The sequence below is a fragment of the Mesorhizobium sp. L2C084A000 genome (genome assembly GCF_000502875.1).
Lineage (GTDB): Bacteria > Pseudomonadota > Alphaproteobacteria > Rhizobiales > Rhizobiaceae > Mesorhizobium.
On sequence record NZ_AYWX01000002.1, the window covers coordinates 210,205 to 232,464 of the forward strand.

The window sequence follows — 22,260 nt, forward strand, 5'->3', positions numbered from 1 at the left end:
AACCTCATGGAACACTACCAGGACATTCGCGATGCCGTCGCCAGGTTGTGCGCGCGCTTTCCCGGAGAATACTGGCGCGCACTCGACAGGGACATGACCTACCCCGGTGAATTCGTCGCAGCGCTGACGCAGGCCGGTTGGCTCTCGATCCTGATCCCGGAGGCCTATGATGGCTCGGGCTTGCCGCTTTCGGCCGCCGCTGCCGTGCTGGAGGAAATCCAGCGCGCCGGCTGCAATGGTGGCGCCTGCCATGCCCAGATGTACACGATGGGCACGCTTGTTCGCCACGGCTCGGAAGCCCAGAAGCAGCGATATCTGCCGAAGGTCGCCACAGGAGAATTGCGCCTGCAGGCCTTCGGCGTCACGGAACCGAGCAGCGGCACCGACACCGGCGCGCTCAAGACTACTGCTCGCCTCGACGGCGATCATTTCGTGGTCAAGGGCCAGAAGATCTGGACCAGCCGTGCCGAGCATTCCGATCTGATGCTGCTGCTGGCGCGGACCACGCCGCTGAAGGACGGCATGAAAAAGACCGACGGCCTCTCCGTCCTCATCGTCGACATGCGCGAAGCCGTCGGCAACGGCCTCACAATCCGGCCGATCCGCACCATGATGAACCATGCCACCACGGAAGTCTTCTTCGACGATCTGCGCGTGCCGGTCGAAAACCTGATCGGCGAAGAGGGAAAGGGATTCCGCTACATCCTCTCGGGCATGAACGCCGAGCGTATCCTGATTGCCGCCGAGTGCATCGGCGATGCGAAATGGTTCATCGAAAAGGCCAGCACCTACGCAAAGGAGCGGCATGTGTTTGGCCGGGCAATCGGCCAGAACCAGGGCATCCAGTTCCCGATCGCAAGGGCCTACGCCAACATGCGCGCAGCTGAATTGATGGTGCGCCAGGCGCTGAGCCTCTACGAGGCCGGCAAGAACCCCGGCGCTGAAGCCAACATGGCCAAGATGCTGGCGGCCGACGCTTCGAACGAAGCCGCCAATGTCTGCATCCAGACTTATGGCGGGTTCGGTTTCGCTGAAGAATACGATGTCGAGCGCAAGTTCCGCGAGACGCGTCTCTATCAGGTCGCGCCGATCTCGACCAACCTCATCCTGTCATACCTTTCCGAGCACGTGCTTGGACTGCCGCGTTCCTACTAGGAGTCGTCCGTGAACGTCCTCATCGTCTACGCCCACCCGGAAGCAAAATCCTTCAACGGCGCCATGAAGGATCTCGCCGTGGAAACCCTGACCCGCGCCGGCCACGACGTGGTTGTCAGCGACCTCTATGCGATGGGCTTCAATCCTGTCGCAGGGCCGGGCGACATATCGGGCGAGCGCAACGATCCAGACTTCTTCAGCCTGCCGCGCGAGCAGACCGCCGCCTACGAGGCCGACGCACTCGCGGCCGACATAAACGCCGAGGTCGAAAAGGTGAAGCGGGCGGATTTCGTGCTGTTCCAGTTCCCGGTCTGGTGGTTCGGAATGCCTGCAATGCTCAAGGGCTGGGCCGATCGCGTCTTCGCGCGCGGTTTCGCCTATATGCCGGGCCGCAAATACGACACCGGCATGTTCAGGGGAAAGCTCGCCATGGTGGCCGCCACCACGGGCACGTCGGCCGACACCTACGCGCCCGATGGCATCGACGGCGACATCCTCACGGTGCTGTGGCCGATCCACAATGGTCTGCTGCGCTATTCCGGCTTCGACGTGCTGCCGCCCTTCGTCGCCTATATGCCGGGCCGTGTCGGCGACGATGGCCGCAAGGCCTATCTGGAAGCCTACCGCAAGAGGCTTGAGGACATTGATGGCACGCCGCATCTGTTCTTCCACGCAGCCGAGGACTACGGCAAGAACGAGCGGCTGAAGCCTGGTGTGCTGGCGCGCTCGGGAGTGCAGCGCAATGTCTGACGGCGCCCGCCCACTGGAGGGCCTGTTTGTCGTTTCGATCGAGCAGGCCGTCGCCGCTCCGCTCTGCACGGTCCGCCTTGCCGATGCCGGCGCACGCGTCGTGAAGATCGAGCGCCCGGAAGGCGAAACCGCGCGTCACTACGATTCCGCAGTGGAGGGCATGTCCGCTTACTTCGTCTGGCTCAACCGCGGCAAGGAGAGCGCGGTGCTCGACCTGAAGACCGAGCACGACCTGGCTCTCCTGCACCGGATGGTCGCGCGCGCCGACGTCCTCGTGCAGAATCTCGTGCCGGGCGCCATCGACAGGCTCGGCCTCTCGGCCGATACAATCGCGAAGGAGTTTCCTCGGCTGATAGCCATCAACATCGTTGGCTACGGGCAGGACACGCCCTACGCGGCCATGCGCGCCTACGACATGCTGGTGCAGGCCGAAAGCGGCATCTGCGCCGTTACCGGCACACCGGACACGCCGAGCAAGGTCGGGGTTTCCGCCGCCGACATCGCCACCGGCATGAATGCCCATGCAGCGATCCTCGAAGCCTTGCTCGCGCGCCAGAAGACTGGGCGCGGTCGCATTGTCGAGATTGCCATGTTCGACGCCATGGCCGATTGGATGACCGTGCCGCTGCTGCACTACGAATATGCGGGCCGTGAGACCCAGAGATATGGCCTGGCGCACGCTTCGATCTACCCCTATCGACCCTATGCCTGTCGGGATGGCAGCGTGGTCGTGTCCATCCAGCAGAACAATGAATGGAAGCGCTTCTGCACGCTCGTGCTGCAAAGGCAGGATCTGTTCGCCGACGAACGCTTCGCCACCAATGCCTGGCGGGTGGCCAATCGCACGGCACTCGACGCCGAGATCGAACCGATCTTCGCGGCAATCGACTGCGAAGTGGCTATAAACCGTCTCAACGAGGCGCAGATCGCCTGGGGCCAGGTGAGCGCAATGAACGACCTGCCGCACCACAAGGCGTTGCGCCGGACAGAGGTGGCGCTGCCGGACGGCAGGCGCATCTCCGTGCCGATGCCGGCAGGGCGGTCGGAGGGGTTCGCAACGGTCCCCAGCGTTCCCGCCCTTGGCGCCGATACGGACCGGATCCGGTCCGAATTCGCCGCCTGACGAGGACCTGATGAGCCTGGACATAACCACGCTGCAGGAATGGGTTGGACGCACACACACGGTCGAGGACATTGTCACCCCGCGCCTGCTGGCCAGCTTTGGCGCCACGCTTGGGGACCACGCGGCGCAGACTGCCGAGGGCGCGGCCCCGCCAGGACTGCACTGGTGCCTGACGCCGGACATTGCCGCCATGCGTGAACTCGGACCTGACGGGCACCCGGCCAAAGGCGGCTTCCTGCCACCGGTGCCGCTTCCGCGCCGCATGTGGGCTGCCAGCGACGTGCGTTTCATGGCGACGATCCGCTCCGGCGACCCCATCCGCCGCCGCTCGACATTGACCGCCATAGAGGAGAAGCATGGCCGCAGCGGCCCCCTCACCTTCGTCACGGTCCGGCACGACATTGCCAACGATTCCGGTCCGGTGATCGAGGAGGACCAGACCATCGTCTATCGCGCCGCCGAAGCTGCTGCGGCGACCCCTGCCCCGCCGGCCAATTCGCCCCTGGCCGCATCGCACGAGCGCACGATCAACGTCGATCCCGTGCTGCTCTTTCGATATTCCGCGCTGACGTTCAACGGGCACCGCATCCACTATGACGCGCCCTACGCCACGACGGTCGAGCACTATTCCGGGCTCGTCATCCATGGCCCGTTGCAGGCGACGCTGCTGATGAACTTCGCCACCGCCATTGCCGGCACGTCGCCGCGCCGTTTCTCGTTCCGCGGCGTGCATCCCGCGACCGGCCCGCAGCGCCTGCTTTTGAGCGCAACATCCCGAGGCCAAGATGGCATGGCCCTCGAGGTACGGTCGGCCGACGGCCATGTGACGGTGAAGGCCACGGCGCAATGGTGAGCTTCGTCACGCCTGTGGTGCCGCTCTTCGTACCCGGCTCGCGGCCGGAGCGCTTTGCCAAGGCCGACAGCAGCGGCGCGGATGCGGTCATTCTCGACCTCGAGGATGCCGTCGCCCCTGGCGACAAGGAGCGCGCCCGGGAAGCAGTCGTTGCCCATGCAGCCGTGCTGACATCCGCGGTCGTGGTTCGCATCAACGCCGTCGGCACACCCTGGCACGAAGTGGATATCGATGCCGTGCGGCGCCTCGACGGCGTCTCCGTCATGCTGCCCAAGGCCGAGCGGCCGGAAGACATTACTGATATGACCAGGCACATGGCACGCAGCGTTTCCGTCATCGCGCTGGTCGAGAGTGCTGTCGGCCTTGCCAATCTGCCGGACATATTGGCCACGCCCGGCGTCGTTGCCGTCGCCTTCGGCTCGGTCGACTTCTCGCTCGATCTCGGTTGCGCGCATGATCGGCTGATCCTGCTTGCGGCTCGCAGCGAAATCGTCTGGCGCTCGCGCGCCGCTGGCCGGGCCGCGCCGATCGACGGCGTAACGACCGACCTGAGCAATCCTGAAATCACGGAGGATGACGCCCGCCACGCCATGAAGATGGGTTTTGGCGGCAAGATGGCCATCCATCCGAGGCAGATCGAGCCGATTCGCAATGGCTTTCGCCCGAGCGAAAATGACATCACATGGGCACGCGACATCATTGGCGCGGCCTCATCAGGCGAAGCCAGCCAGGTGAACGGCGAGATGGTGGATCGGCCGGTCATCGAACGTGCAAGGCAGGTCCTGCGCCGGGCCGCTTTGGTCTAAAGGGCATGCCAGAGGAGGAGCAACAGATGAGCACGGACACCGCCGATTGGCCGACCGCCAGGCTCTGCTCGTTCATCGCCGAACTCGACTTCGAACAGATCCCGCCGCGCGTCGTTCATTTCGCGAAAGGACTGATGATCGACTGGCTCGGCTCGGCGCTGGCCGGCAAGGGTGCGCACCAGGTCGAGATCATCGACGGCTTTGCGCGTGCCATGGGGCCGGCGGACGGCCCAAGCACCATCATCCCGACGCGGCGGCGCACAAGCCCCTATTTCGCGGCGATGGTCAATGCGGCGGCCTCCCATATCGTGGAACAGGACGACGTTCACAACGGCTCGGTCTTTCACCCGGCGGCCGTGATCTTTCCGGCGGTCCTGGCGGTTGCCGAGGCTGAGGGGAAGACCGGCCGCGACGTCCTGACTGCCTGCATCGCCGGCTATGAAGTGGGCATCCGCGTAGGAGAATTCCTCGGACGCTCGCACTACGAGATATTCCACACCACCGGCACCGCTGGCGCTGTCGCCGCGGCCGCGGCGGTCGGCAGATTGATCGGACTGGACGCAGCCGGTCTCAACCATGCTCTCGGCTCCGCCGGCACCCAGGCGGCAGGGCTCTGGGAATTCTTGCGCGATGCCGCCGATTCCAAGCAGCTTCATACGGCGCGAGCCGCCGCCAACGGCCTGTTTTCTGCCTATCTGGCACGCGATGGCTTCAAGGGGGCCGCGCAGATCCTCGAAGGGAAAAAGGGCATGGCTTCAGGCATGTCCAGCGACGCCGATCCGGCCCGCCTGACGGACGGCCTCGGCAGCCGTTGGGCAACCGAGGAGACCTCCTTCAAATGGCACGCCGCCTGCCGGCACACCCATCCGGCCGCTGATGCGCTGCAGCTTCTCATGCGCGGCGAGGGGCTCGGTCCGGACGACATCGCTGATGTGGTAACCCATGTCCATCAGGGAGCCATCGATGTCCTGGGCGCGGTGGTCATTCCACAAACCGTCCACCAGGCGAAGTTCTCCATGGGCACAGTGTTGGGCCTCATCGCCGTCCATGGCGTCGCCGATCTCGACGCGTTCGAACACCAAGCACTTGCCGACACGCGCGTCGCCCGTTTCCGCGCCAAGGTGCGGATGGAGTTCGACGCCGAGATCGACAGACTTTATCCCAAGCAATGGGTCGGCAAGGTGAGCGTCATGACCATTGACGGCCGCAAACTCGATACCCGCGTCGACGAGCCCAAGGGCGACCCCGGCAACACGCTTGCGAAACAGGAACTGGAAGCCAAGGCCATACGCCTTGCCGAATTTCGAGGCGGCGCCACCGCCGACGAGATGCGCGCGTGTATAGCCCGCATCTGGAGACTCGATCAGCCCGGAAGCACGGCGCATATATTTGCTGAGAGTTAGCCCGCTATCGCGCCGAAGGACTGCATCCGCCCGAACGGATGGAGAATTGCCCGCGGCCGGTCGTGCTATGGGGCGTGCGCAGGAGCGACCGCAGTTGACTTCAGAGGCGATGTCAGCTTTCGGGAGATCACCCAGTGTCGAACGGCCGACTTGAAGCGCATTGCTGCCATTTGCGAAGATTGAACAAACGCTACTGAATTTGGGTCGTCAATTGCGAACGAGCGCATAACGGGCAGTTCGATTCCTTTCGCGCCGCCCTGTGTTGTAAAGCAGTTTGACGATAATGGTGGGCCCGGAGGGCATATTAAAATCCTTGGTTCTGTTGAGTTTTTCGTGGGCCAGAATCTGAAAGCTTCCCGTATCGTTTCGTATGCTCCCGCGACCCCAAACTGCCGACCATAGCTGACCTCGTTTTACGAACGTTGGGAGCAGGGTCCAGAACGGCGGAAATGGGGCCGGAACCCGACTGACAGCTTCGCGACTTCGGGATGGCCCTAGCGGACGTTTTACAAGTCTGGCATGTCCCATCGGAGACTCGACGACGTCGCTAGGCGAGAAGCGCCGAAACGCTTTTCCAATTATCCCCGGCCCGTTCCGCTTCGATCGCCTCATCAGGAGGCCTCTGGTCGCGCACCAACTTGACGATCTGTTAGCCATGGCAATTGTCGACTAGTATACTTAGCTGGAGTGTTCATGCTGAGGTTCTTGTCAGCGCGCCGCAGTCGCTAGAAATCCGGCCGGGCGCCATGCCACAGCCCGGCGCCAGCGAAGTGGTCGTTCACGTCAGCCGTGCCGGCATCTGTGGCTCCGACATTCACATCCTGCATGGCTCCAATCCGTTCGCCGTTCTATCCGCGCGTCATCGGCCATGAGTTCGCGGGCACCGTCACCGCGCTCGGACGCCATGTGACCGGCGTTGCCGTGGGAGGAGGCCGCGCGGTGGTCGACCCCGTGGTGTCGTGCGGCCACTGCTATCCCTGCCGGATCGGCCGTTCCAATGTCTGCGCCCACCTCGAAGTGATCGGCGTCCATCGCGACGGCGGTTTCCGTAACTTCGTCGCCGTCCCGGCGCATAATGCCATTCCAATTCCGGCCGACATGCCGTTCAGTCTGGCGGCGCTGGCCGAACCGATTTCGATTGCCGCCAACGTCCTCGACCGCACCGGCTGTGGCTCTGTGATACTGCTGATCAGGGTGCCGGAACCGTCGGCGTCACGGTGCTGCAGGTTGGCAAAATGCATGGTGCCCGCTGCATCGTGGCCGACATCGATGAAGCTCGCCTCGAGCGGGCGCTACGCTTCGGTGCCGACAAGGTGATCCACTCCGTGCGCGATCCCGTGCCGGCTCGCGCCTGAATCGCCGGCTGTTGCCACGCGTCGTCGAATGGCTGGCCGACAAGCGGCTCGATCCGCAAGGCATGATCAAGTAGCCTATAACTCATTGAAATTGCACTAAAATATCCCTATAATCCCAAAAGAGACCGACACCAGAGCCGTCAAAAAATTACGCTTTTGGTTTTAAAGGGAATTCGCCGCAAAGAATTTTCGAGGGTTCACCAACTATCGGGACCAATCGGGCGATTTTTGTACCTCACGACGTTCGACGGCCTGCCCAAGCCGTTTAAAGAAGTACCGTCACCGCTCCAATAAGGCATTGGCATGGGCCATAACGATCGACAAGCAACCGGTGTCGCACACACCCTGCAGCGGGTGGTGTGTTGCGACCGCGCTGGCATCCACTCGATTTTTGCTGAAATTCCGGCTAGCTTGGCGACAGATGGCTCAATTTCTGGTCGGTGAATCACAATGAGACCGCCCGTCAAGAGAATAATGGGCGGCACCTTTGGTCCCGAGGCGAGTGCAATGGCGCACGAATGAGTTCTACAAGAATGCGCCGTGCGACGCCAGCGACCTTGTCCTTTCGTATACCGATCAAGCAATTGGCTATATGGGCAAGATAGGGGAATTTCACCTTTACCAGTCCGGATTGGAATCAAGAGGGATGATTTCTGCCGATTTTTTTGACATCGCTTTCCTCTTCGATCCATCCCACAATATAACAGGAAGTCTCTGCTCACACCCGCGCGGCGATATTCGCCAACCCATCTAGTCTCGGACTCGCGATCAGAAAGCATATCTGAACGGCATTCCATAGAAGCAATATAAAATTGAAAATTGCGGCCAAACCCAGGATGGTTTCGAAGCCGGCGGGCCACTCACGGTGTCAAGGCGAGAATTTTAAGAGACGTTCAAGAATGACCCAGCACGCAGAAAACGCACGAATTCTCATGTACAGCCACGACACGTTCGGGCTCGGCCACTTGCAGCGCTGCCGGACTATTGCGCATTCGCTAGTCGAGGATTTCCGTGGGCTTCAGGTGCTTATCATTTCGGGTGCGACTATCGCTGGCGCCTTCGACTACCGCGCCCGTGTCGACTTCGTGAAGATCCCCAGCGTCATCAAGCTGCGCAACGGCGAATACACCTCGTTGGAAAAGGACATCGATCTGCATGAGACGCTAAGGATGCGTCAGTCGATCATCCGCCACACAGCCGAGACCTTCCGGCCGGATATCTTCATCGTCGACAAGGAACCGCTCGGCCTGCGCGGTGAGATTGAGGACACGCTGTCCTACCTCAAGACGCGGGGCACCACGCTGGTGCTTGGCCTGCGCGAGGTGATGGATGCACCGCATCTGCTCGAAGCAGAGTGGGCGCGCAGGGATGTGATGCGCAAGATAGGCCTGTTCTACGACAAGGTCTGGGCCTATGGCCCGCCGGATTTCTACGATCCGTTGACCGGCTTGGATGTGCCGCCGGCTGTCAGGGCAAAAATGAGATTCGTCGGTTTCCTGCAACGGAGCCTGCAGCGGAACCAGTTGCCCGGCCACCGGCCAGAGGGCGACTATATCCTGGTTACCACCGGTGGCGGCGGCGACGGCGCCGAATTGATTCACGACGTCATCGACGCTTATCAGCAGGATCCGAAATTGCAGCACAAGGCGCTGATCGTGCTTGGGCCTTACATGCCGGCTCGCAAGCGCAACAAGTTGCTGAAGAAGGGGGCCACGATCCCCTACATCAAGATTATCGAGTTCGACAACCGCATGGAAGACCTGATTGCCGGCGCCAAGGCGGTAGTGGCGATGGGCGGTTACAATACTTATTGCGAGATACTATCTTTTGACAAGCCGGCGCTCATCGTGCCGCGCATCGAACCCCGCCAGGAACAACTGATCCGCGCGCGGCGCGCAGCCGAACTGGGCCTCGTCGAAATGCTTTTGCCGGAGGAAGCCAAGGACTCCCAGCGATTTGCCGATGCACTGGTGGCGCTGCCGAATCGGCCTCGTCCATCCCAGAGTAATCCACATCTGACCCTGGAAGGGCTCCCTCATATTTCCGAAATCGTCGCGGAACTGCTCGACCGGCAGGCTGGCCCTCACCTTTCGGTTATTGAAGGCATGAACTGAGTTGCAACATCGCAAGATCGTCGTGGTTCTGAAGGGTTATCCGCGGCTCTCGGAAACCTTCATCGCGCAGGAACTGCTCGGACTGGAGCGTGCGGGGTTCGATCTGATACTCGTCGCGCTCAGGCGGCCGACCGACGCAAAACGCCACCCCGTGCATGACGAGATCAAAGCGCCCGTCCATTATCTGCCGGAATATCTGCATGAAGAGCCGCTGCGCGTGGTTCGCTCGCTTTCTGCTTGTTTGCTGCGGCCGGGCTTCTGGCGTGCACTGGGATCGCTGGCCGTCGATATGCCGCGCGACTTTACGCGCAATCGCGCGCGCCGTTTCGGGCAAGCGCTCGTGCTAGCGGCCGAATGGCCCGAAGACGCGGTATGGCTGCATGCGCATTTCGCGCACACGCCGGCATCGGTGACGCGCTATGCCAGCCAGCTTCTTGGTCTGCCCTGGAGCTGCTCGGCCCATGCCAAGGACATCTGGACTTCGGCGGATTGGGATCTGGCCAGCAAGCTTTCCTCGGCGCGCTGGACGGTAACTTGCACGAAAACCGGCTTCGACCGTCTGAAAAAACTCGCCGACGGCAACTCGTCAGTGCATTTGAGCTATCATGGGCTCGACCTTGATCGCTTCGGCATTTTCGGCGAGGCACGAAAACAGCATGACGGCTCGGCGCCGGACGAACCGGTTATCGTTCTGAGTGTCGGGCGCGCCGTTGCAAAGAAAGGTTACGACACCTTGCTGGAGGCCCTTGCCCTCTTGCCCGGTGATTTAGCGTGGCGTTTCGAGCATATTGGCGGCGGCGAGGAACTGGAACGGCTCAAGGCGTTGGCGCAAAAGCTCGGACTGGATGGTCGCATCTCTTGGAAAGGCGCGCTCGCGCAGGAAGAGGTGCTTGAGCACTACCGCCGCGCCGATATCTTCGCCCTGGCCTGCAGGATCACCGCAAATGGTGACCGCGATGGTCTGCCGAATGTTCTGGTGGAGGCGGCCAGCCAGCGGCTTGCCTGCGTGTCGACCGATATTTCCGGCGTGCCGGAGCTTTTATCGCCGGATGAAACCGGGCTGCTGGTTCCGACGGAAAACCCAATTGCCCTGGCACAGGCGCTGGAGCGGCTGATCCGTGATCCCGTGCTGCGTGCCCGCCTCGGCGACACCGCAGAGGCGCGCGTGCGCGGCAATTTCGATCACATAGCAAGCATTGGACAGCTCAAGGAGCTGTTCGAACGGGAGTGGCGGGCCGCCGAATGAAGCGGCTGCGCGCGTTCTTCTATGTCCAGCACCTGCTCGGCATCGGCCATCTCGCGCGCTCCAGCCGCGTCGCGGCGGCTCTGGTCGATGACGGGTTTGACGTAACCATCGTCACTGGCGGAGCGCCGGTCGCGGGGTTTCCGGGATTGGGGGCAATATCTGTAACCCTGCCATCTGTCACCTCCGGTGATGAAGGATTTTCCGGTCTTGTCGACCTGCAGGGCAAGCCCATCGACGATGATTTCAAGAAACGGCGTTCAGAGATGCTGCTGCAGGCATTCCGGGATTGCAGGCCTGATATCGTCATTGTCGAGGCGTTTCCATTTGGGCGCCGGCAGATGCGTTTCGAACTCTTGCCGCTGATCGAGGCCATCGACGCGGCGTCGCCCAGACCGCTGCTGGTGACGTCAGTCCGTGATATCCTTCAGGAGCGCGTCAAGCCGGGCCGAAACGAGGAAACGGTCGATCTCGTTAACAGGCATTTTGACCTTGTCATGGTCCATGGCGATCCGGCTTTCGCAACCATCGACAAGACATTTCCACTGGCGGGAGCGATCAGGGCCGAGGTTGCGTACACAGGGCTCGTTGCCGCGCCACCAGCGCCCGCGGCCTCCGAGCGTTTCGACGTTGTGGTGTCGGTTGGCGGCGGGGCCGCCGGAAAGAGCCTTGTCCGGTCCACCATCGCATTAGCGCGGAATGCCGACAACGCCTGGAAATGGTGTCTGATCACCGGCCCAAACCTGCCGAAGGACGAATTTGACGCGATTACACGCGATGCGACGCCGCGCCTGTCCATCTTCCGGTTTCGCGAGGATTTCGCCAGCTTGCTGACCGGCGCCCGCCTGTCGGTCTCGCAGGCGGGTTACAACACTGTCTGCGATGTCCTGCGCGCGCGCTGTCGCTCGCTGCTCGTTCCCTTTGCAGCCGGCGGGGAAACGGAACAGACGGTTCGAGCCCTTATGCTCGAAGAGCTCGGCCTTGCAACGGTGCGGATGGAAAAGGACCTGACGCCTGAGTGTCTGGCGCAAGCGATCGAACAGGCGCTTGCGGGACCGGCGCCAGCGGCGCATCGTCTCGATCTGGAAGGCGCCCGTCACTCTGCGCAAATCCTGCGCGAGCGGCAACGAACCTGGTCCTCGAAATCCTAACGCAGGTCGCATCTCGTTGGATTCGCGAAACGCGCTTCAAACAGTTCCAATCAGCATGAAGCGCGTATATTTTTTTGTCGGCAGTTCGCCGGAGAACCTGATCTCCCGTAGCGCCGCCATTGCTTCGAAGGCTGCAAGCGAAGCCACGCAGTTGATGTGCGTCGGCTCGCTGAAGTAATCGTTCGATTGCAGCAGCACATTCGTGCCCCGCGGAAGCAGGGCAAGCCAGGCACCCAGCTCGGCTATGTGTTCGCAGCTCGTATTGACCACTAGGTCGGGCCGCCCGGCGGCATAGTCGAGTGCGTACATATCTTCCGTCAGCGCCCGGAAGCGGTCGCCGGCTTCCCGGTTGAGGGTCCGGGCGACCGGCCCGACTTCCGGATCGATGTCGATGCTGTCGATCGCCGCAATGTCGAAACGGGCGTCGTTGAAAAGCATTGCCGGCAATACGCCGTACCATCCACCCAGCACCCATATACGCCCGAACCGGCCGCCGCAGCTTCCAAACAGCTCGTCGAGCGCCCACATCTTGCAAGCGACCTGCTTGTGGTTGAAGGCGTTGGCGATGTCGGCCGTCGGATGCTTGGCGATGACGCGCGCCAGCCCGGCGACGAGAGGGTGGTCGACATAGGCGGCAATTCCCCGGGCGAGATCCAAGGCTTGTTCGTGCCCGCCGGCATTGCGTGCTTGTGTGACATCCATCATATTCGTCCTCTATGTTGGGATTTCGGGCGACACAACGCAATATTGCCTCACGCGAGCCTGTTCGACTTGCGGATAAGACGATGCCGCCAGCCGTTTCGCCGTTGCACGGTGGCGAAGGGGGCCGATTGCGTCTGTCCCGACCAGCGGCGTCCATCCGCGAAGACATTGCCGATACATCGTTTGCCAGCAGGTGCTTTCACCGCCTGCATCCTCCAAACTGACAGTCGCATATGGAACCCAGCCTAGCCCGCTATATCTGGACGCACACCCGGAAGCAGCAGATCTGGATATTGATGATCGTCCTGCTTTCGATGATCCCATATTTCATGTCCTTCGACCTGCCGAAGCTGATCGTCAACGGCCCGATCCAGGGGAAGGGGTTCGAGCAACCCGGCACGACCCTGCCCTTCATGAGATTGCACTATAACCTGCCGTTCATTGGCGAGGTCCAGTTCTTCTCCGGTTTTCAGCTTGACCGCAAGGAGACGCTGCTTGCCCTGAGCCTTGTGTTCCTCTTGCTGGTCGTCATCAACGGCCTGTTCAAACTCTACATCAACACCTACAAGGGCCGCCTCGGCGAACGCATGCTGCGGCGTATTCGCTTCGATCTGATCGATCGTGTGCTGCGGTTTCCGCCGATTTACTTCAAGCGGGTGAAATCCGCCGAAGTGGCGACCATGGTGAAGGATGAGGTGGAGCCGCTGGGCGGCTTTATCGGCGATGCCTTCCTGCAGCCGGTGCTGCTCGGCGGCCAGGCGCTGACGGCCATGCTGTTCATCATGGTCCAGAACGTCTGGCTCGGAATGATAGCGGTGGTGATCGTGATCATCCAGATCGTACTCATCCCGCGGATGCGGCGGCGGCTGCTCGTGCTTGGGCGCCAACGGCAGTTGACGGCGCGCGCGCTTTCTGGCCGGGTTGGCGAAATCGTTGACGGCATCGGCGCGGTTCACGTCCACGATACGTCGAACTACGAGCGCGCCGACATAGCTGCTAGGCTAGGGCTCATCTTCAAGATCCGCTTCGATCTTTACCAATGGAAATTCATGGTAAAGTTCCTCAACAATTTTCTCGCACAGCTCACGCCCTTTCTGTTCTACATGATCGGCGGGTATCTGGTCATCGGGGGCCGGCTGGACGTCGGCCAACTCGTGGCGGTGATCGGAGCCTACAAGGACCTGCCCGGACCGATGAAGGAACTGATCGACTGGGATCAGGATCGGCAGGATGTCCAGGTCAAATATCAGCAGGTCGTTGAACAGTTCACCGTCGAGGATATCATTGCGCCGGGAATCGCGGCACTGACGATCGACGATCCCGGTCCGATGACAAACCCGCTGTCGGCGGTCGGTCTCTCCATGGCAGACGATGGCGGTGCAATGCTCCTCAACCGTGTCTCCATGCAGGTCAAGCCGGCTGAGACGGTGGCGCTGGTCAGCACCCCGACAGGCGGAGCGGAGGCGCTAGCAGAAGCCTTCGCGCGTCTGAACTGGCCAGAGAGTGGAAAGGTCGCTTCGGGCGCCGATGACCTGCTTGAACTCCCCGAAGCCGTGACCGGCCGGCGCATGTCTTACGCCTCGTCGGATGTTTTCCTGTTCCAAGCAAGCCTGCGCGATAACCTGCTCTACGGGTTGAAGCATGCACCGCTGACATCGGTGACTTATGACGGCGCCGCGGCAGACCAGCAGCGCTGGAATATGGACGAGGCGCGCTGGTCGGGCAATCCGGATTTCGACGTCCATAGCGACTGGATCGACTATGCTTCCGCCGGTGCTACCGGCCCGCACGACCTCTTTGAAGCGGTGCGCCGGGTGCTCGACGCGGTTCTTCTGTCGCGCGACATTCTGGATCTTGGCTTGCGCTCTTCGGCCGACCTCACGCGTCACACGAAGCTCGCCGGGCGGATCGTCGAACTGCGTGCAGCGCTGCGAACCCGGCTGGAACAGGAAGGGCTGCGCGAACTGGTGGTTCCTTTCGAGCCGGGCGCTTACAACACGGAAGCGACGATCGGCCAGAACTTGCTTTTCGGCGCCGCCGCCGGCCCCGAACTGGCCGACAAGGCTCTGGCGGCCAATCCCTACTTTGCTTCCGTGCTGAAGCAGGCCGGCCTCGACAGCACGCTCTACGAGATGGGCATGGAGATCGCCGAACAGGCGATCGAGCTGTTTGCCGACCTGCCGCCAGATCACCAGTTCTTCCAGCAGCTCGCCTTCATGAGCGCCGAGGAGATCCCCGCCTACGAGACCTTGCTGCAGCGGCTCAAGAACCGCCCCTACGAGGCGGTTTCGGAGGCCGACCGCGCCATGATCATCACCTTGAGCTTTGCCTATATCGAGCCCCGGCACCGCTTCGGCCTGCTGACCGACGAGTTGATGAGCAAGATCGTCGCCGCACGCAACCAGTTCTATGAAAACCTGCCGCCCGAACTGCACAACGCGATCGAACGGTATGATCCTGCCAAATACATTGCCGCGGCCACCGTCATGGACAATGTCCTATTCGGCCGTGTGGGAAACAACCATCCCGACGCCCCGGACCGCATACGCTCCATCGTCTATGACATTCTTGACGAGCTGGGGCTCTATGCCGAGCTTCTGGATGTCGGCCTGGACTTCAACGTCGGCGCCGGTGGAAGGCGGCTGACCGGCGGACAGCGACAGAAGCTCGATGTTGCCCGGGCTCTGCTCAAGCGTCCCGATTTTCTCATTCTCAACCGGCCGCTGTCGGCGCTCGACCAGCGCATTCAGGACAAGGTGCTGCGAAACGTGCTCGAGGAAGCCAGACGCGACGGCCATTCGCCGGCAATTGTGTGGGTCGTGACGAGTCCGGCAATGGCGATGATGTTCGATCGCGTTATGGTCTTTGACTCGGGTCAATTGGTGGAAGACGGTACACACGAGACACTTTTGGCAGAGAACGGTATCTTCAAGGAACTTCTGTCATAGTCTGGCAGACGCGAATTTAGGAAGGTTTGCGACAATGCTGCTCAAGGATGAAGTTGGAATGCTGCAACGCGTTCCCTTGTTCTCTGGCATTGAGCCGGCAAAGCTCAAGCTGCTCGCGTTCACATCCGATCGCGTGAATTACAGCGCCGGCCAGATTCTTTTCCGGCAGGGCGACGAGGCAGACGCTGCCTATGTCATCCTTTCAGGCAGGGCGGATATTCTGGTCGATTCCGACAGCGGGCCGATGAAAGTTGCCGAACTGCTGCCAAATTCGATTGTCGGCGAGATCGCCATATTGTGCAACAGCTCCCGCACTGCCACCGTCAGCGCGGCAAGTGATCTGGAGGCCTTGAGAATCCGCAAGGATCATTTCCTGAGGCTTATGAAGGAGTTCCCGGAAATGACCATCGAGATATTGCGGGTTCTTGCCGATCGGCTAAGCCATACGACCGCGGATCTGATCGACGCACGAAGCGCCTAGAGCTATGATGGGCCAAAGGTAGCATGGACGACGATTTTTTCCTGGTCAGATTTTGGGGCGTGCGCGGCAGCATTGCTGTATCCGGGCCAGAATTCGCTCGCTATGGCGGCAACACAATCTGCATTGAGATGCGATGCGGCAAGCATACGCTTCTGTTCGACGCAGGCTCTGGCCTGCGGCCTGCCGGCAAGGCGCTTCAGGCGTCGGATGTGACCGATTTCGACCTGCTTTTCACCCATTGCCATTACGATCACATCATCGGGCTGCCGGCTTTTGCGCCTATCTTCGACCCGAGCGTCAAGCTTACGCTTTGGTCCGGGCATCTTGCAGGACGCATGACGACCCGGCAGATTATCGATGAGTTCATACGGCCGCCGTGGTTTCCGGTGAAAATGAACGTCTGCAAGGCAAATCTCGACTGCCGCGATTTCGTATCCGGAGACGTGCTTCGGCCGCGCGAAGGGGTGGTGGTTCGGACCGGCAGTCTCACCCATCCGGGAGGCTGCATAGGCTACCGGATCGAATGGGGCGGCCGCGTCGTGGCGGTGATCACCGACACCGAGCACGAGCCGGACAAACTCGATCAGTCGGTGCTCGACCTGATCGAAGATGCCGACCTCGTCATTTACGATTGCACCTACACCGAGAAGGAAATGGAACGCCGCCGCGGTAACGGTCACTCGACATGGCAACAGGGCGTCAAGCTCTGTGAGGCGGCCGGTGCACGGGCGCTTGCGCTGTTTCACCACGATCCGACACGCACCGACGAGCAACTGGACGAGATGGAGAAGCTGGCCAAGGACAGGTTTGCCGGCGCTTTTGCCGCGCGGGATGGCCAGATGCTCAAGTTCCCGGTCTCATCGCACAGAAAGCGCTGAGCTATTTTCCTTTACCCGCGTGGCGCCCGATCAATGTCCTGATCGGAAGCCATGCACAGGGTTCAGCCTGTGCGGTGACTGTCAACAATCGTTCGAGGAAAAGCCAGGCCGATTCATCATGTACAAGATGGTGGGTGAGCAGGCCGATCGGCTCGCCGTCGGATGCATGCTGCAAGTGTGCGATGATAGCCTGGACCAATACACCATGATCGCGGCAGCCGCGCGTGCCATGCCAATCCATGATGTCGACATTGCTGTTGATGACCGCCAATGAAGCCGGCTTCGGCGGCCCATAGACTGACAAGGCCGCAAAACCTATCGATCCAAGGTCGGATACCACGCCGGCGTCGATCCTGTTCCAGGGCGGCACCAGCATCGGAACGGCACGTGCGCCGTGCAGGCCGGTTACTCGCGACAGTCCGCGAGCCAGATCATCGAGCACCGCCTCGCGTGGCCGATGCGCGCCGAGCTCCTGCTTTTTCTGGTCCTCGGGCGCATGAGTCCGGTGCGCCCAGCCATGGATGGCGACCGTGGCATGCGGGGCCTCGTCGAGCCGGGCGACAAGCTTCGCGTCGGTCAGGGCCGGAATGACGGCCAGAGTGACCGGAACCGCGAATTCACCGGTGAGGTCGAGCAGCCGATCAAGCGCAGGCGTCGGATACACGGCGTCGTCGTCGCGCAGCCAGAACTCCGCCTTGCGGCCCGCCCGTTGCAGGCGCGCCAGCTCTTCCACCAAGGGCTGCCAGATCGGATCGGACGTCATGAGACCGGGACCTTCGCAATAAGTTCGGCCAGACGCGCAGCTGCGCCACCGAGGGAACGTTCTTCGAGAACGAAACGCCGGGCTTCCGCGGCCATGATGGTTCTTTCGTCGTCCCGGGCCAGAAGCCTTTCAATGGCGGAAGCGAACGCCGCGACATCGCCCGGCGGGGTGAGAAACCCGGTCTGGCCATCCCGCACGACCTCCGGCACGCCGGCGATGTCCTGAGCCACCACCGGAAGGCCGGCGGCCTGTGCTTCAAGATAGGCAACGCCGTAGGCCTCGCCATAACCCGGCCAGACATAGATTCCCCCGGTGTAAAGGACATCCGGCACGGCGGCAGGCTCGATCGAGCCGATCCATTCGATACGATCGGCGGGCAAGCCGGCGAATTGCGCTTCGACCTCGTCGCGAGCTGGCCCGTCTCCGACGACCGACATGGTCCAGGGCATATGGCCGATCAAGCCGAGCGCTTGCGCCAGCATGCGATAGCTGCCCAGTTTGTCGCCCGGGCGCATCATGGCGACGGTAACGAGGCGCGTCGGACAACCCCGTGCCGGGATTTCCCGGAATGCCGATATGTCGATGAAGGGCGAAAGCATACCGAAAGCGGCCTTGGGAATAGCATCCGCCAGTCCCTGACGATCCCTTTGGGTGAAGCAGATGTTCAGAGCCGCTTGTTCGATGGCTCGCGCCACCAATGCTTGGCTATCGGCCCACAAGCCGGCATTGCGTCGCCTGGAATAGGAGGCTTCCGCTGTCACATAGGGGACAGCAAAGGCCGACGCCAGCTCCGGCCCGATCAAGTCGGGCGCCTTGTAATAGGGATGGTAGGTGAACCAGAGATCGGGCTTGCCGTCACGATCCCAAAGCTTGGTCAGCCGCGCGGCTTCCTCTGCGGCCTCGATCTTGAGTGCCTCGAAACTTTTCGACTCCGGCTGGCGTAGATAGAAGCGCAACTCAGATGCCAATTCGACGCTATGCCCTCCGTACTCCAGCGCTTTGACAAGCATCCGTGCCATCTGGCGGTCGCCGGAGACAACGGGATGATTGGGTGACTTCAGCGGCGCGTAGAAGGCAATTCGCATCGCGCGACCCTATCATCGGAAAGCCTGCGCAAGTCAATTTCCAAGCGTGATCGACTTCACCTTCAAGTCGTGGAATGTGCTATCTGATGGCCATGGAAACAGCTGTCGCGTCCGACCCTTTTGTCGCTTCTTTGCCGGTCTTCGCAAAGTTCGAAAGCGTTGCCGATATCGATAACTATCGGCCCCTCCCCGATGGCTGGGCGCTGGCCACTGCCGACATTGTCGGCTCGACCAAGGCGATCGAGGCGGGGCGCTATAAAACCGTCAATATGGCCGGCGCAAGCGTCATTTCGGCGCTGCTCAATGCGCTGGGTCGGCAAGATCTCCCCTTTGTCTTCGGCGGCGACGGCGCACTCGTGGCGTTTCCCGGCTCGGCGCTGGAGATCGCCCGCAACGCGCTGGCGGCCGTCCAAAGATGGGTGGCGGACGAACTGGGCCTGACCTTGCGCGCCGCGATCGTGCCGATAGGGGACATAAGGGCGCAGGGCCTCGACGTTCGCGTGGCGAGGTTCCAGGCCTCCGAAGCGGCCTTCTATGCCATGTTCGCCGGCGGTGGCGGCAGTTGGGCGGAAGCTGAGATGAAAGCGGGGCGCTACCGCATCGATCCTGCGCCGGTCGGCGCGCGGCCGGATCTGACCGGCCTTTCCTGCCGTTGGAACCCGATCGAAGCACGGCATGGCGAAATCGTCTCGATCATAGCCACACCGGGGGCGTCGCGCGACTTGCGCGGGTTTCAGTTTCTGGCTTCCGACATCATCGCCCTCGCCGGCAGGCAGGAGCGCGATGGCCACCCGGTGCCGGTGGACGGCCCGGGCTACAGTCTGCTGCCCGCCGGCCTGGATGTCGAGGCGCGGGCGATGGCCACGGCAGGATGGCGGTGGCGGTCGAAGCTGTGGATCGTGTTCCTGATGACGCTTACGGCTGTAACCGATCGATTTGGCTGGACGATTGGCCGTTTCGATCCGAAGGTCTACAAACGCGAGGTGGCCAGCAATTCGGATTTCCGAAAGTTCGACGACGGCTTGAAGATGACCATCGACGTTGACGCGGATGTGCTGCATCGGATCCAAGACCGGCTGAAGCAGGCGGAAGAGGCGGGCATCTGCAATTATGGCCTGCACCGCCAGAAGTCGGCCTTGATGACCTGCCTCGTCATCTCGCCGCTGCAGCGCGATCATGTTCATTTCATCGATGGCGCCGCCGGCGGCTACGCGATGGCTGCCGCAAGCCTGAAGGCGAAGGCGCCGGTCTGCTGACTGCTTGCGGAAATCGATTTCCGCAATATGCCCTCACTCATGGTTCTTGGCACCGGTGAGCCGCGCCATGGGAGCGGGTAGCCTGTCCGAATTGACGGGAAAGCAGATTTTTGGACGCCTAACGATCAACATATGACCGTCTTCTGAACCGGATTTCGAGGTGCGTCGCGCAAGTCGGCGTGATCGGACCGAGCTATGTCGGGTTGCCGCTGTCGGTTGCGATCGCACGCGCCGGGTTCCCGGTTTCCGGCTTCGACATCGAAGCCCGGAAGGTCGATGCCTGAGCAACGGCCAATCCTACTTGAGGCAGTGACGTCGACAGCCGTGCCGGCCGGGCGGTTCCGCACCACTGCGGATTTGCCGAACTAGCCGTCTGCGATGCCATCATAATCTGCGTTCCGACACCGCTGACGAAACACCGGGAGCCGGAGAGGATCCCCGAAGGATCCGATGCTGTCGTCGTGGCAACCTACCACGACGCGATCGACTATCAGGCGATCGCTGATCACGCTCCTCTGGTCGTCGACACACGCAATGATTTTGGCCGCCTCGGGCTGGTCCAAGCGACAGTGGTGGTGAAGGCCCGACGATGTCTGAGACGGCGAATTCTTTGCCCGATGTCAGCATCGAGATTGCACTCCGCCGGAAGCCTCGCCACATAGGGTTCCAGGTGATAGATGCTGTTTACGCCTGCTTCCTTCCTGCAAGGAGTTATTTAGGAAATTCTTCGCCGGCTTTCGTCGCCGAAGCCGGCTTCACTGCCTTCACTTGTGTGGCGGATCAAAGGAGATGGCTCGTCTTCGACGGGTTTGAGATAGCATGAGCACAGCGCAAGCAGAAGTTTCCACCATTCTCATGGATAAAGTTGCCGACTGGCTGAGCCAATCGGCGCTGGCGGGCAACGACCTGGAAACATTGGTAAAGGGCTTTTGTGAACGGTTGGCTGCTGCCGGCCTGCCGCTGAAGCGGGTGCATTTGAGCTTTTCGATGCTTCATCCGCTCTATGACGCGCTTGGTTTTACCTGGCTTCGCGGCCAGGGCCTGGAAGTGGAAGGCTTCCGCAGTGAGAACGGCGTTCATTCCGACAGATTCCTGACCAGCCCATACTACCATCTGCTCAGCAACAAGCTCGACCACCTGCGGCGCCGGCTTGACCCCTCGGTGCGGTCGGAGTTTCCTGTTTTCGACGACCTCAGGCGTATGGGCGTCACCGATTACATGGCATTCGTGCATCCCTTCAACGGCGATACCAGCCAGGGCATGATGGGGTCGTGGTCGACCGACAGTGCGTCTGGCTTCAGCGACGGCATGATTTCGGCGCTATTGCGGATCCAGAACTATCTCGCTATCGCCACCAAGATGGCGGTGCTCACGAAGCTCGCCGACAACATGATGACCACTTATCTTGGCGGCGACGCCGGCAGACGTGTGCTGGACGGCCAGATCAAGCGCGGCGAGGGTGACACAATCCGGGCCGCACTGGTCATGGGCGATATGCGGGGGTCGACAAGGCTTGCCGAAACCTCCGGTCGCGAAATCTACATCGATACGCTGAACCAGTTTTTCGATGCCATCGCTGCACCTTTCAATCGCAAAGGCGGGCAGATCATGAGTTTCCTGGGGGATGGCTTCATCGCCGTCTACCCCTGCGAAAGGCATCGCTCGCAGTCCGAGATCGCCTGCCAGGCTGCTCTTGCGGCAGCGCACAAGGCCAGCGCGCGCATGATGGAGCTCAATCTGCGCAGAAAGGAGCAGGGGTTGGGCGACATAAAGTTTGGTATCGGCCTGCATGTCGGCAATGTGATGTTCGGCAATGTCGGACTTACCGACCGGCTGACATTCTCTGTCTTCGGCTCGGCTGTAAACGAGGTCCAGCGTCTCCAGACCCTGACCAAGAAATATCCGCACAGCGTTCTCGCCAGCAAGGACTTCGCCAGCTATTGCGGCGACAACAGTTGGCTGACGCTCGGCACGGAGGAACTGGCGGGTATCAAGCAGAAGCTGACGGTGCTTTCACCCGATTTGTCGGGTGCTCTCGCGCTCGATGAAGACGCTGCGCCGATTCACGACCGGATATCGGACGCCGAGCAGGTCATGCTGCTTCATCGCGATGCCGCGCGGTTGTCGGCAAGCGACCGGAGGAAGCTCCAGTAACCGACACGATCCGGTCCGAAAGCCTTGGTGTGCAGCCCGG

The 22,260-nt window shown here is 61.5% G+C and carries 20 protein-coding genes; 17 read left to right on the forward strand and 3 right to left on the reverse strand.

Going from position 1 to position 22,260, the window contains the following annotated elements:
* The first annotated feature begins 6 nt into the window (after window positions 1-6).
* The 11 genes from X735_RS160205 to X735_RS160165 all read left to right on the forward strand — a co-directional run bounded on the left by X735_RS160205 (window position 7) and on the right by X735_RS160165 (window position 11,953).
* The gene (locus tag X735_RS160205; protein WP_023809532.1) at window positions 7-1,155 is read left to right on the forward strand and encodes an acyl-CoA dehydrogenase family protein; all 1,149 of its coding nucleotides are present in this window, start codon (window positions 7-9) and stop codon (window positions 1,153-1,155) included.
* A gap of 9 nt (window positions 1,156-1,164) precedes the next feature.
* Window positions 1,165-1,905: an NAD(P)H-dependent oxidoreductase gene (locus X735_RS160200; protein WP_023809533.1), complete on the forward strand. Its 741-nt coding sequence runs from the start codon at window positions 1,165-1,167 to the stop codon at window positions 1,903-1,905.
* Window positions 1,898-3,028, forward strand: coding sequence for a CaiB/BaiF CoA-transferase family protein (locus X735_RS160195; RefSeq protein ID WP_023809534.1), 1,131 nt, complete (start codon window positions 1,898-1,900; stop codon window positions 3,026-3,028). Before X735_RS160200 ends, X735_RS160195 begins: the two co-directional genes overlap by 8 nt.
* Before the next feature lie 10 nt (window positions 3,029-3,038).
* Window positions 3,039-3,881: a MaoC family dehydratase N-terminal domain-containing protein gene (locus X735_RS160190; RefSeq protein WP_023809535.1), complete on the forward strand. Its 843-nt coding sequence runs from the start codon at window positions 3,039-3,041 to the stop codon at window positions 3,879-3,881.
* Window positions 3,875-4,687 carry a CoA ester lyase gene (locus tag X735_RS160185; protein ID WP_023809536.1) on the forward strand — a complete coding sequence of 271 codons (813 nt, stop codon included), beginning with the start codon at window positions 3,875-3,877 and terminating at the stop codon, window positions 4,685-4,687. The genes X735_RS160190 and X735_RS160185 overlap by 7 nt, the downstream gene beginning before the upstream one ends.
* 26 nt (window positions 4,688-4,713) lie before the next feature.
* The gene (locus tag X735_RS160180) at window positions 4,714-6,090 is read left to right on the forward strand and encodes an MmgE/PrpD family protein (RefSeq protein ID WP_023809537.1); all 1,377 of its coding nucleotides are present in this window, start codon (window positions 4,714-4,716) and stop codon (window positions 6,088-6,090) included.
* Window positions 6,091-6,836: 746 nt separating this feature from the next.
* A complete protein-coding gene (locus X735_RS1000000170225) occupies window positions 6,837-6,962 on the forward strand; it encodes an alcohol dehydrogenase catalytic domain-containing protein (RefSeq protein WP_196815303.1) in 126 nt (41 codons plus the stop codon).
* On the forward strand, window positions 6,916-7,407 hold the full coding sequence (locus tag X735_RS24565; protein WP_023809539.1) for an alcohol dehydrogenase catalytic domain-containing protein: 492 nt from the start codon (window positions 6,916-6,918) through the stop codon (window positions 7,405-7,407). The genes X735_RS1000000170225 and X735_RS24565 overlap by 47 nt, the downstream gene beginning before the upstream one ends.
* 937 nt (window positions 7,408-8,344) lie before the next feature.
* Window positions 8,345-9,559 (forward strand): glycosyltransferase family protein, encoded by a 1,215-nt coding sequence (locus X735_RS160175; protein WP_023809540.1) that lies wholly within the window; start codon window positions 8,345-8,347, stop codon window positions 9,557-9,559.
* A 1-nt stretch (window position 9,560) separates the two neighbouring features.
* The gene (locus X735_RS160170) at window positions 9,561-10,805 is read left to right on the forward strand and encodes a glycosyltransferase (RefSeq protein WP_023809541.1); all 1,245 of its coding nucleotides are present in this window, start codon (window positions 9,561-9,563) and stop codon (window positions 10,803-10,805) included.
* Window positions 10,802-11,953, forward strand: a complete 1,152-nt coding sequence (locus X735_RS160165) for a glycosyltransferase family protein (RefSeq protein ID WP_023809542.1) — start codon at window positions 10,802-10,804, stop codon at window positions 11,951-11,953. Before X735_RS160170 ends, X735_RS160165 begins: the two co-directional genes overlap by 4 nt.
* A gap of 36 nt (window positions 11,954-11,989) precedes the next feature.
* On the opposite strand, the gene X735_RS160160 is transcribed toward X735_RS160165, so the two are convergent.
* Window positions 11,990-12,655, reverse strand: coding sequence for a class I SAM-dependent methyltransferase (locus X735_RS160160; protein WP_081734794.1), 666 nt, complete (start codon window positions 12,653-12,655; stop codon window positions 11,990-11,992).
* A gap of 233 nt (window positions 12,656-12,888) precedes the next feature.
* Here X735_RS160160 and X735_RS160155 point away from each other — a divergent pair, with 233 nt between their 5' ends.
* From X735_RS160155 to X735_RS160150, 3 genes are read left to right on the forward strand one after another with little or no spacing between them, the layout of a single operon-like run.
* Entirely contained in the window at window positions 12,889-15,603 is a 2,715-nt protein-coding gene (locus X735_RS160155; RefSeq protein ID WP_023809544.1) for an ABC transporter ATP-binding protein, read from the forward strand.
* 34 nt (window positions 15,604-15,637) lie between these two features.
* Entirely contained in the window at window positions 15,638-16,084 is a 447-nt protein-coding gene (locus X735_RS0133700) for a cyclic nucleotide-binding domain-containing protein (RefSeq protein WP_031212612.1), read from the forward strand.
* A 23-nt stretch (window positions 16,085-16,107) separates the two neighbouring features.
* On the forward strand, window positions 16,108-16,962 hold the full coding sequence (locus tag X735_RS160150) for an MBL fold metallo-hydrolase (protein WP_023809545.1): 855 nt from the start codon (window positions 16,108-16,110) through the stop codon (window positions 16,960-16,962).
* Between the two features lies 1 nt (window position 16,963).
* Here the strand turns inward: X735_RS160150 and X735_RS160145 are convergent, their stop codons facing one another.
* Window positions 16,964-17,725, reverse strand: a complete 762-nt coding sequence (locus tag X735_RS160145; RefSeq protein WP_023809546.1) for a polysaccharide deacetylase family protein — start codon at window positions 17,723-17,725, stop codon at window positions 16,964-16,966.
* Window positions 17,722-18,810 carry a glycosyltransferase family 4 protein gene (locus X735_RS160140; protein ID WP_023809547.1) on the reverse strand — a complete coding sequence of 363 codons (1,089 nt, stop codon included), beginning with the start codon at window positions 18,808-18,810 and terminating at the stop codon, window positions 17,722-17,724. The genes X735_RS160145 and X735_RS160140 overlap by 4 nt, the downstream gene beginning before the upstream one ends.
* Before the next feature lie 74 nt (window positions 18,811-18,884).
* On the opposite strand from X735_RS160140, the gene X735_RS160135 reads away from it, so the two are divergent.
* The 3 genes from X735_RS160135 (at window position 18,885) to X735_RS160125 (ending at window position 22,220) form a co-directional block, all read left to right on the forward strand.
* On the forward strand, window positions 18,885-20,066 hold the full coding sequence (locus X735_RS160135) for a DUF3095 domain-containing protein (protein ID WP_081734769.1): 1,182 nt from the start codon (window positions 18,885-18,887) through the stop codon (window positions 20,064-20,066).
* A 179-nt stretch (window positions 20,067-20,245) separates the two neighbouring features.
* On the forward strand, window positions 20,246-20,350 hold the full coding sequence (locus X735_RS1000000169640) for a hypothetical protein (protein WP_023809549.1): 105 nt from the start codon (window positions 20,246-20,248) through the stop codon (window positions 20,348-20,350).
* A gap of 535 nt (window positions 20,351-20,885) precedes the next feature.
* Window positions 20,886-22,220: an adenylate/guanylate cyclase domain-containing protein gene (locus X735_RS160125; protein ID WP_023809552.1), complete on the forward strand. Its 1,335-nt coding sequence runs from the start codon at window positions 20,886-20,888 to the stop codon at window positions 22,218-22,220.
* Window positions 22,221-22,260 lie beyond the last annotated feature (40 nt).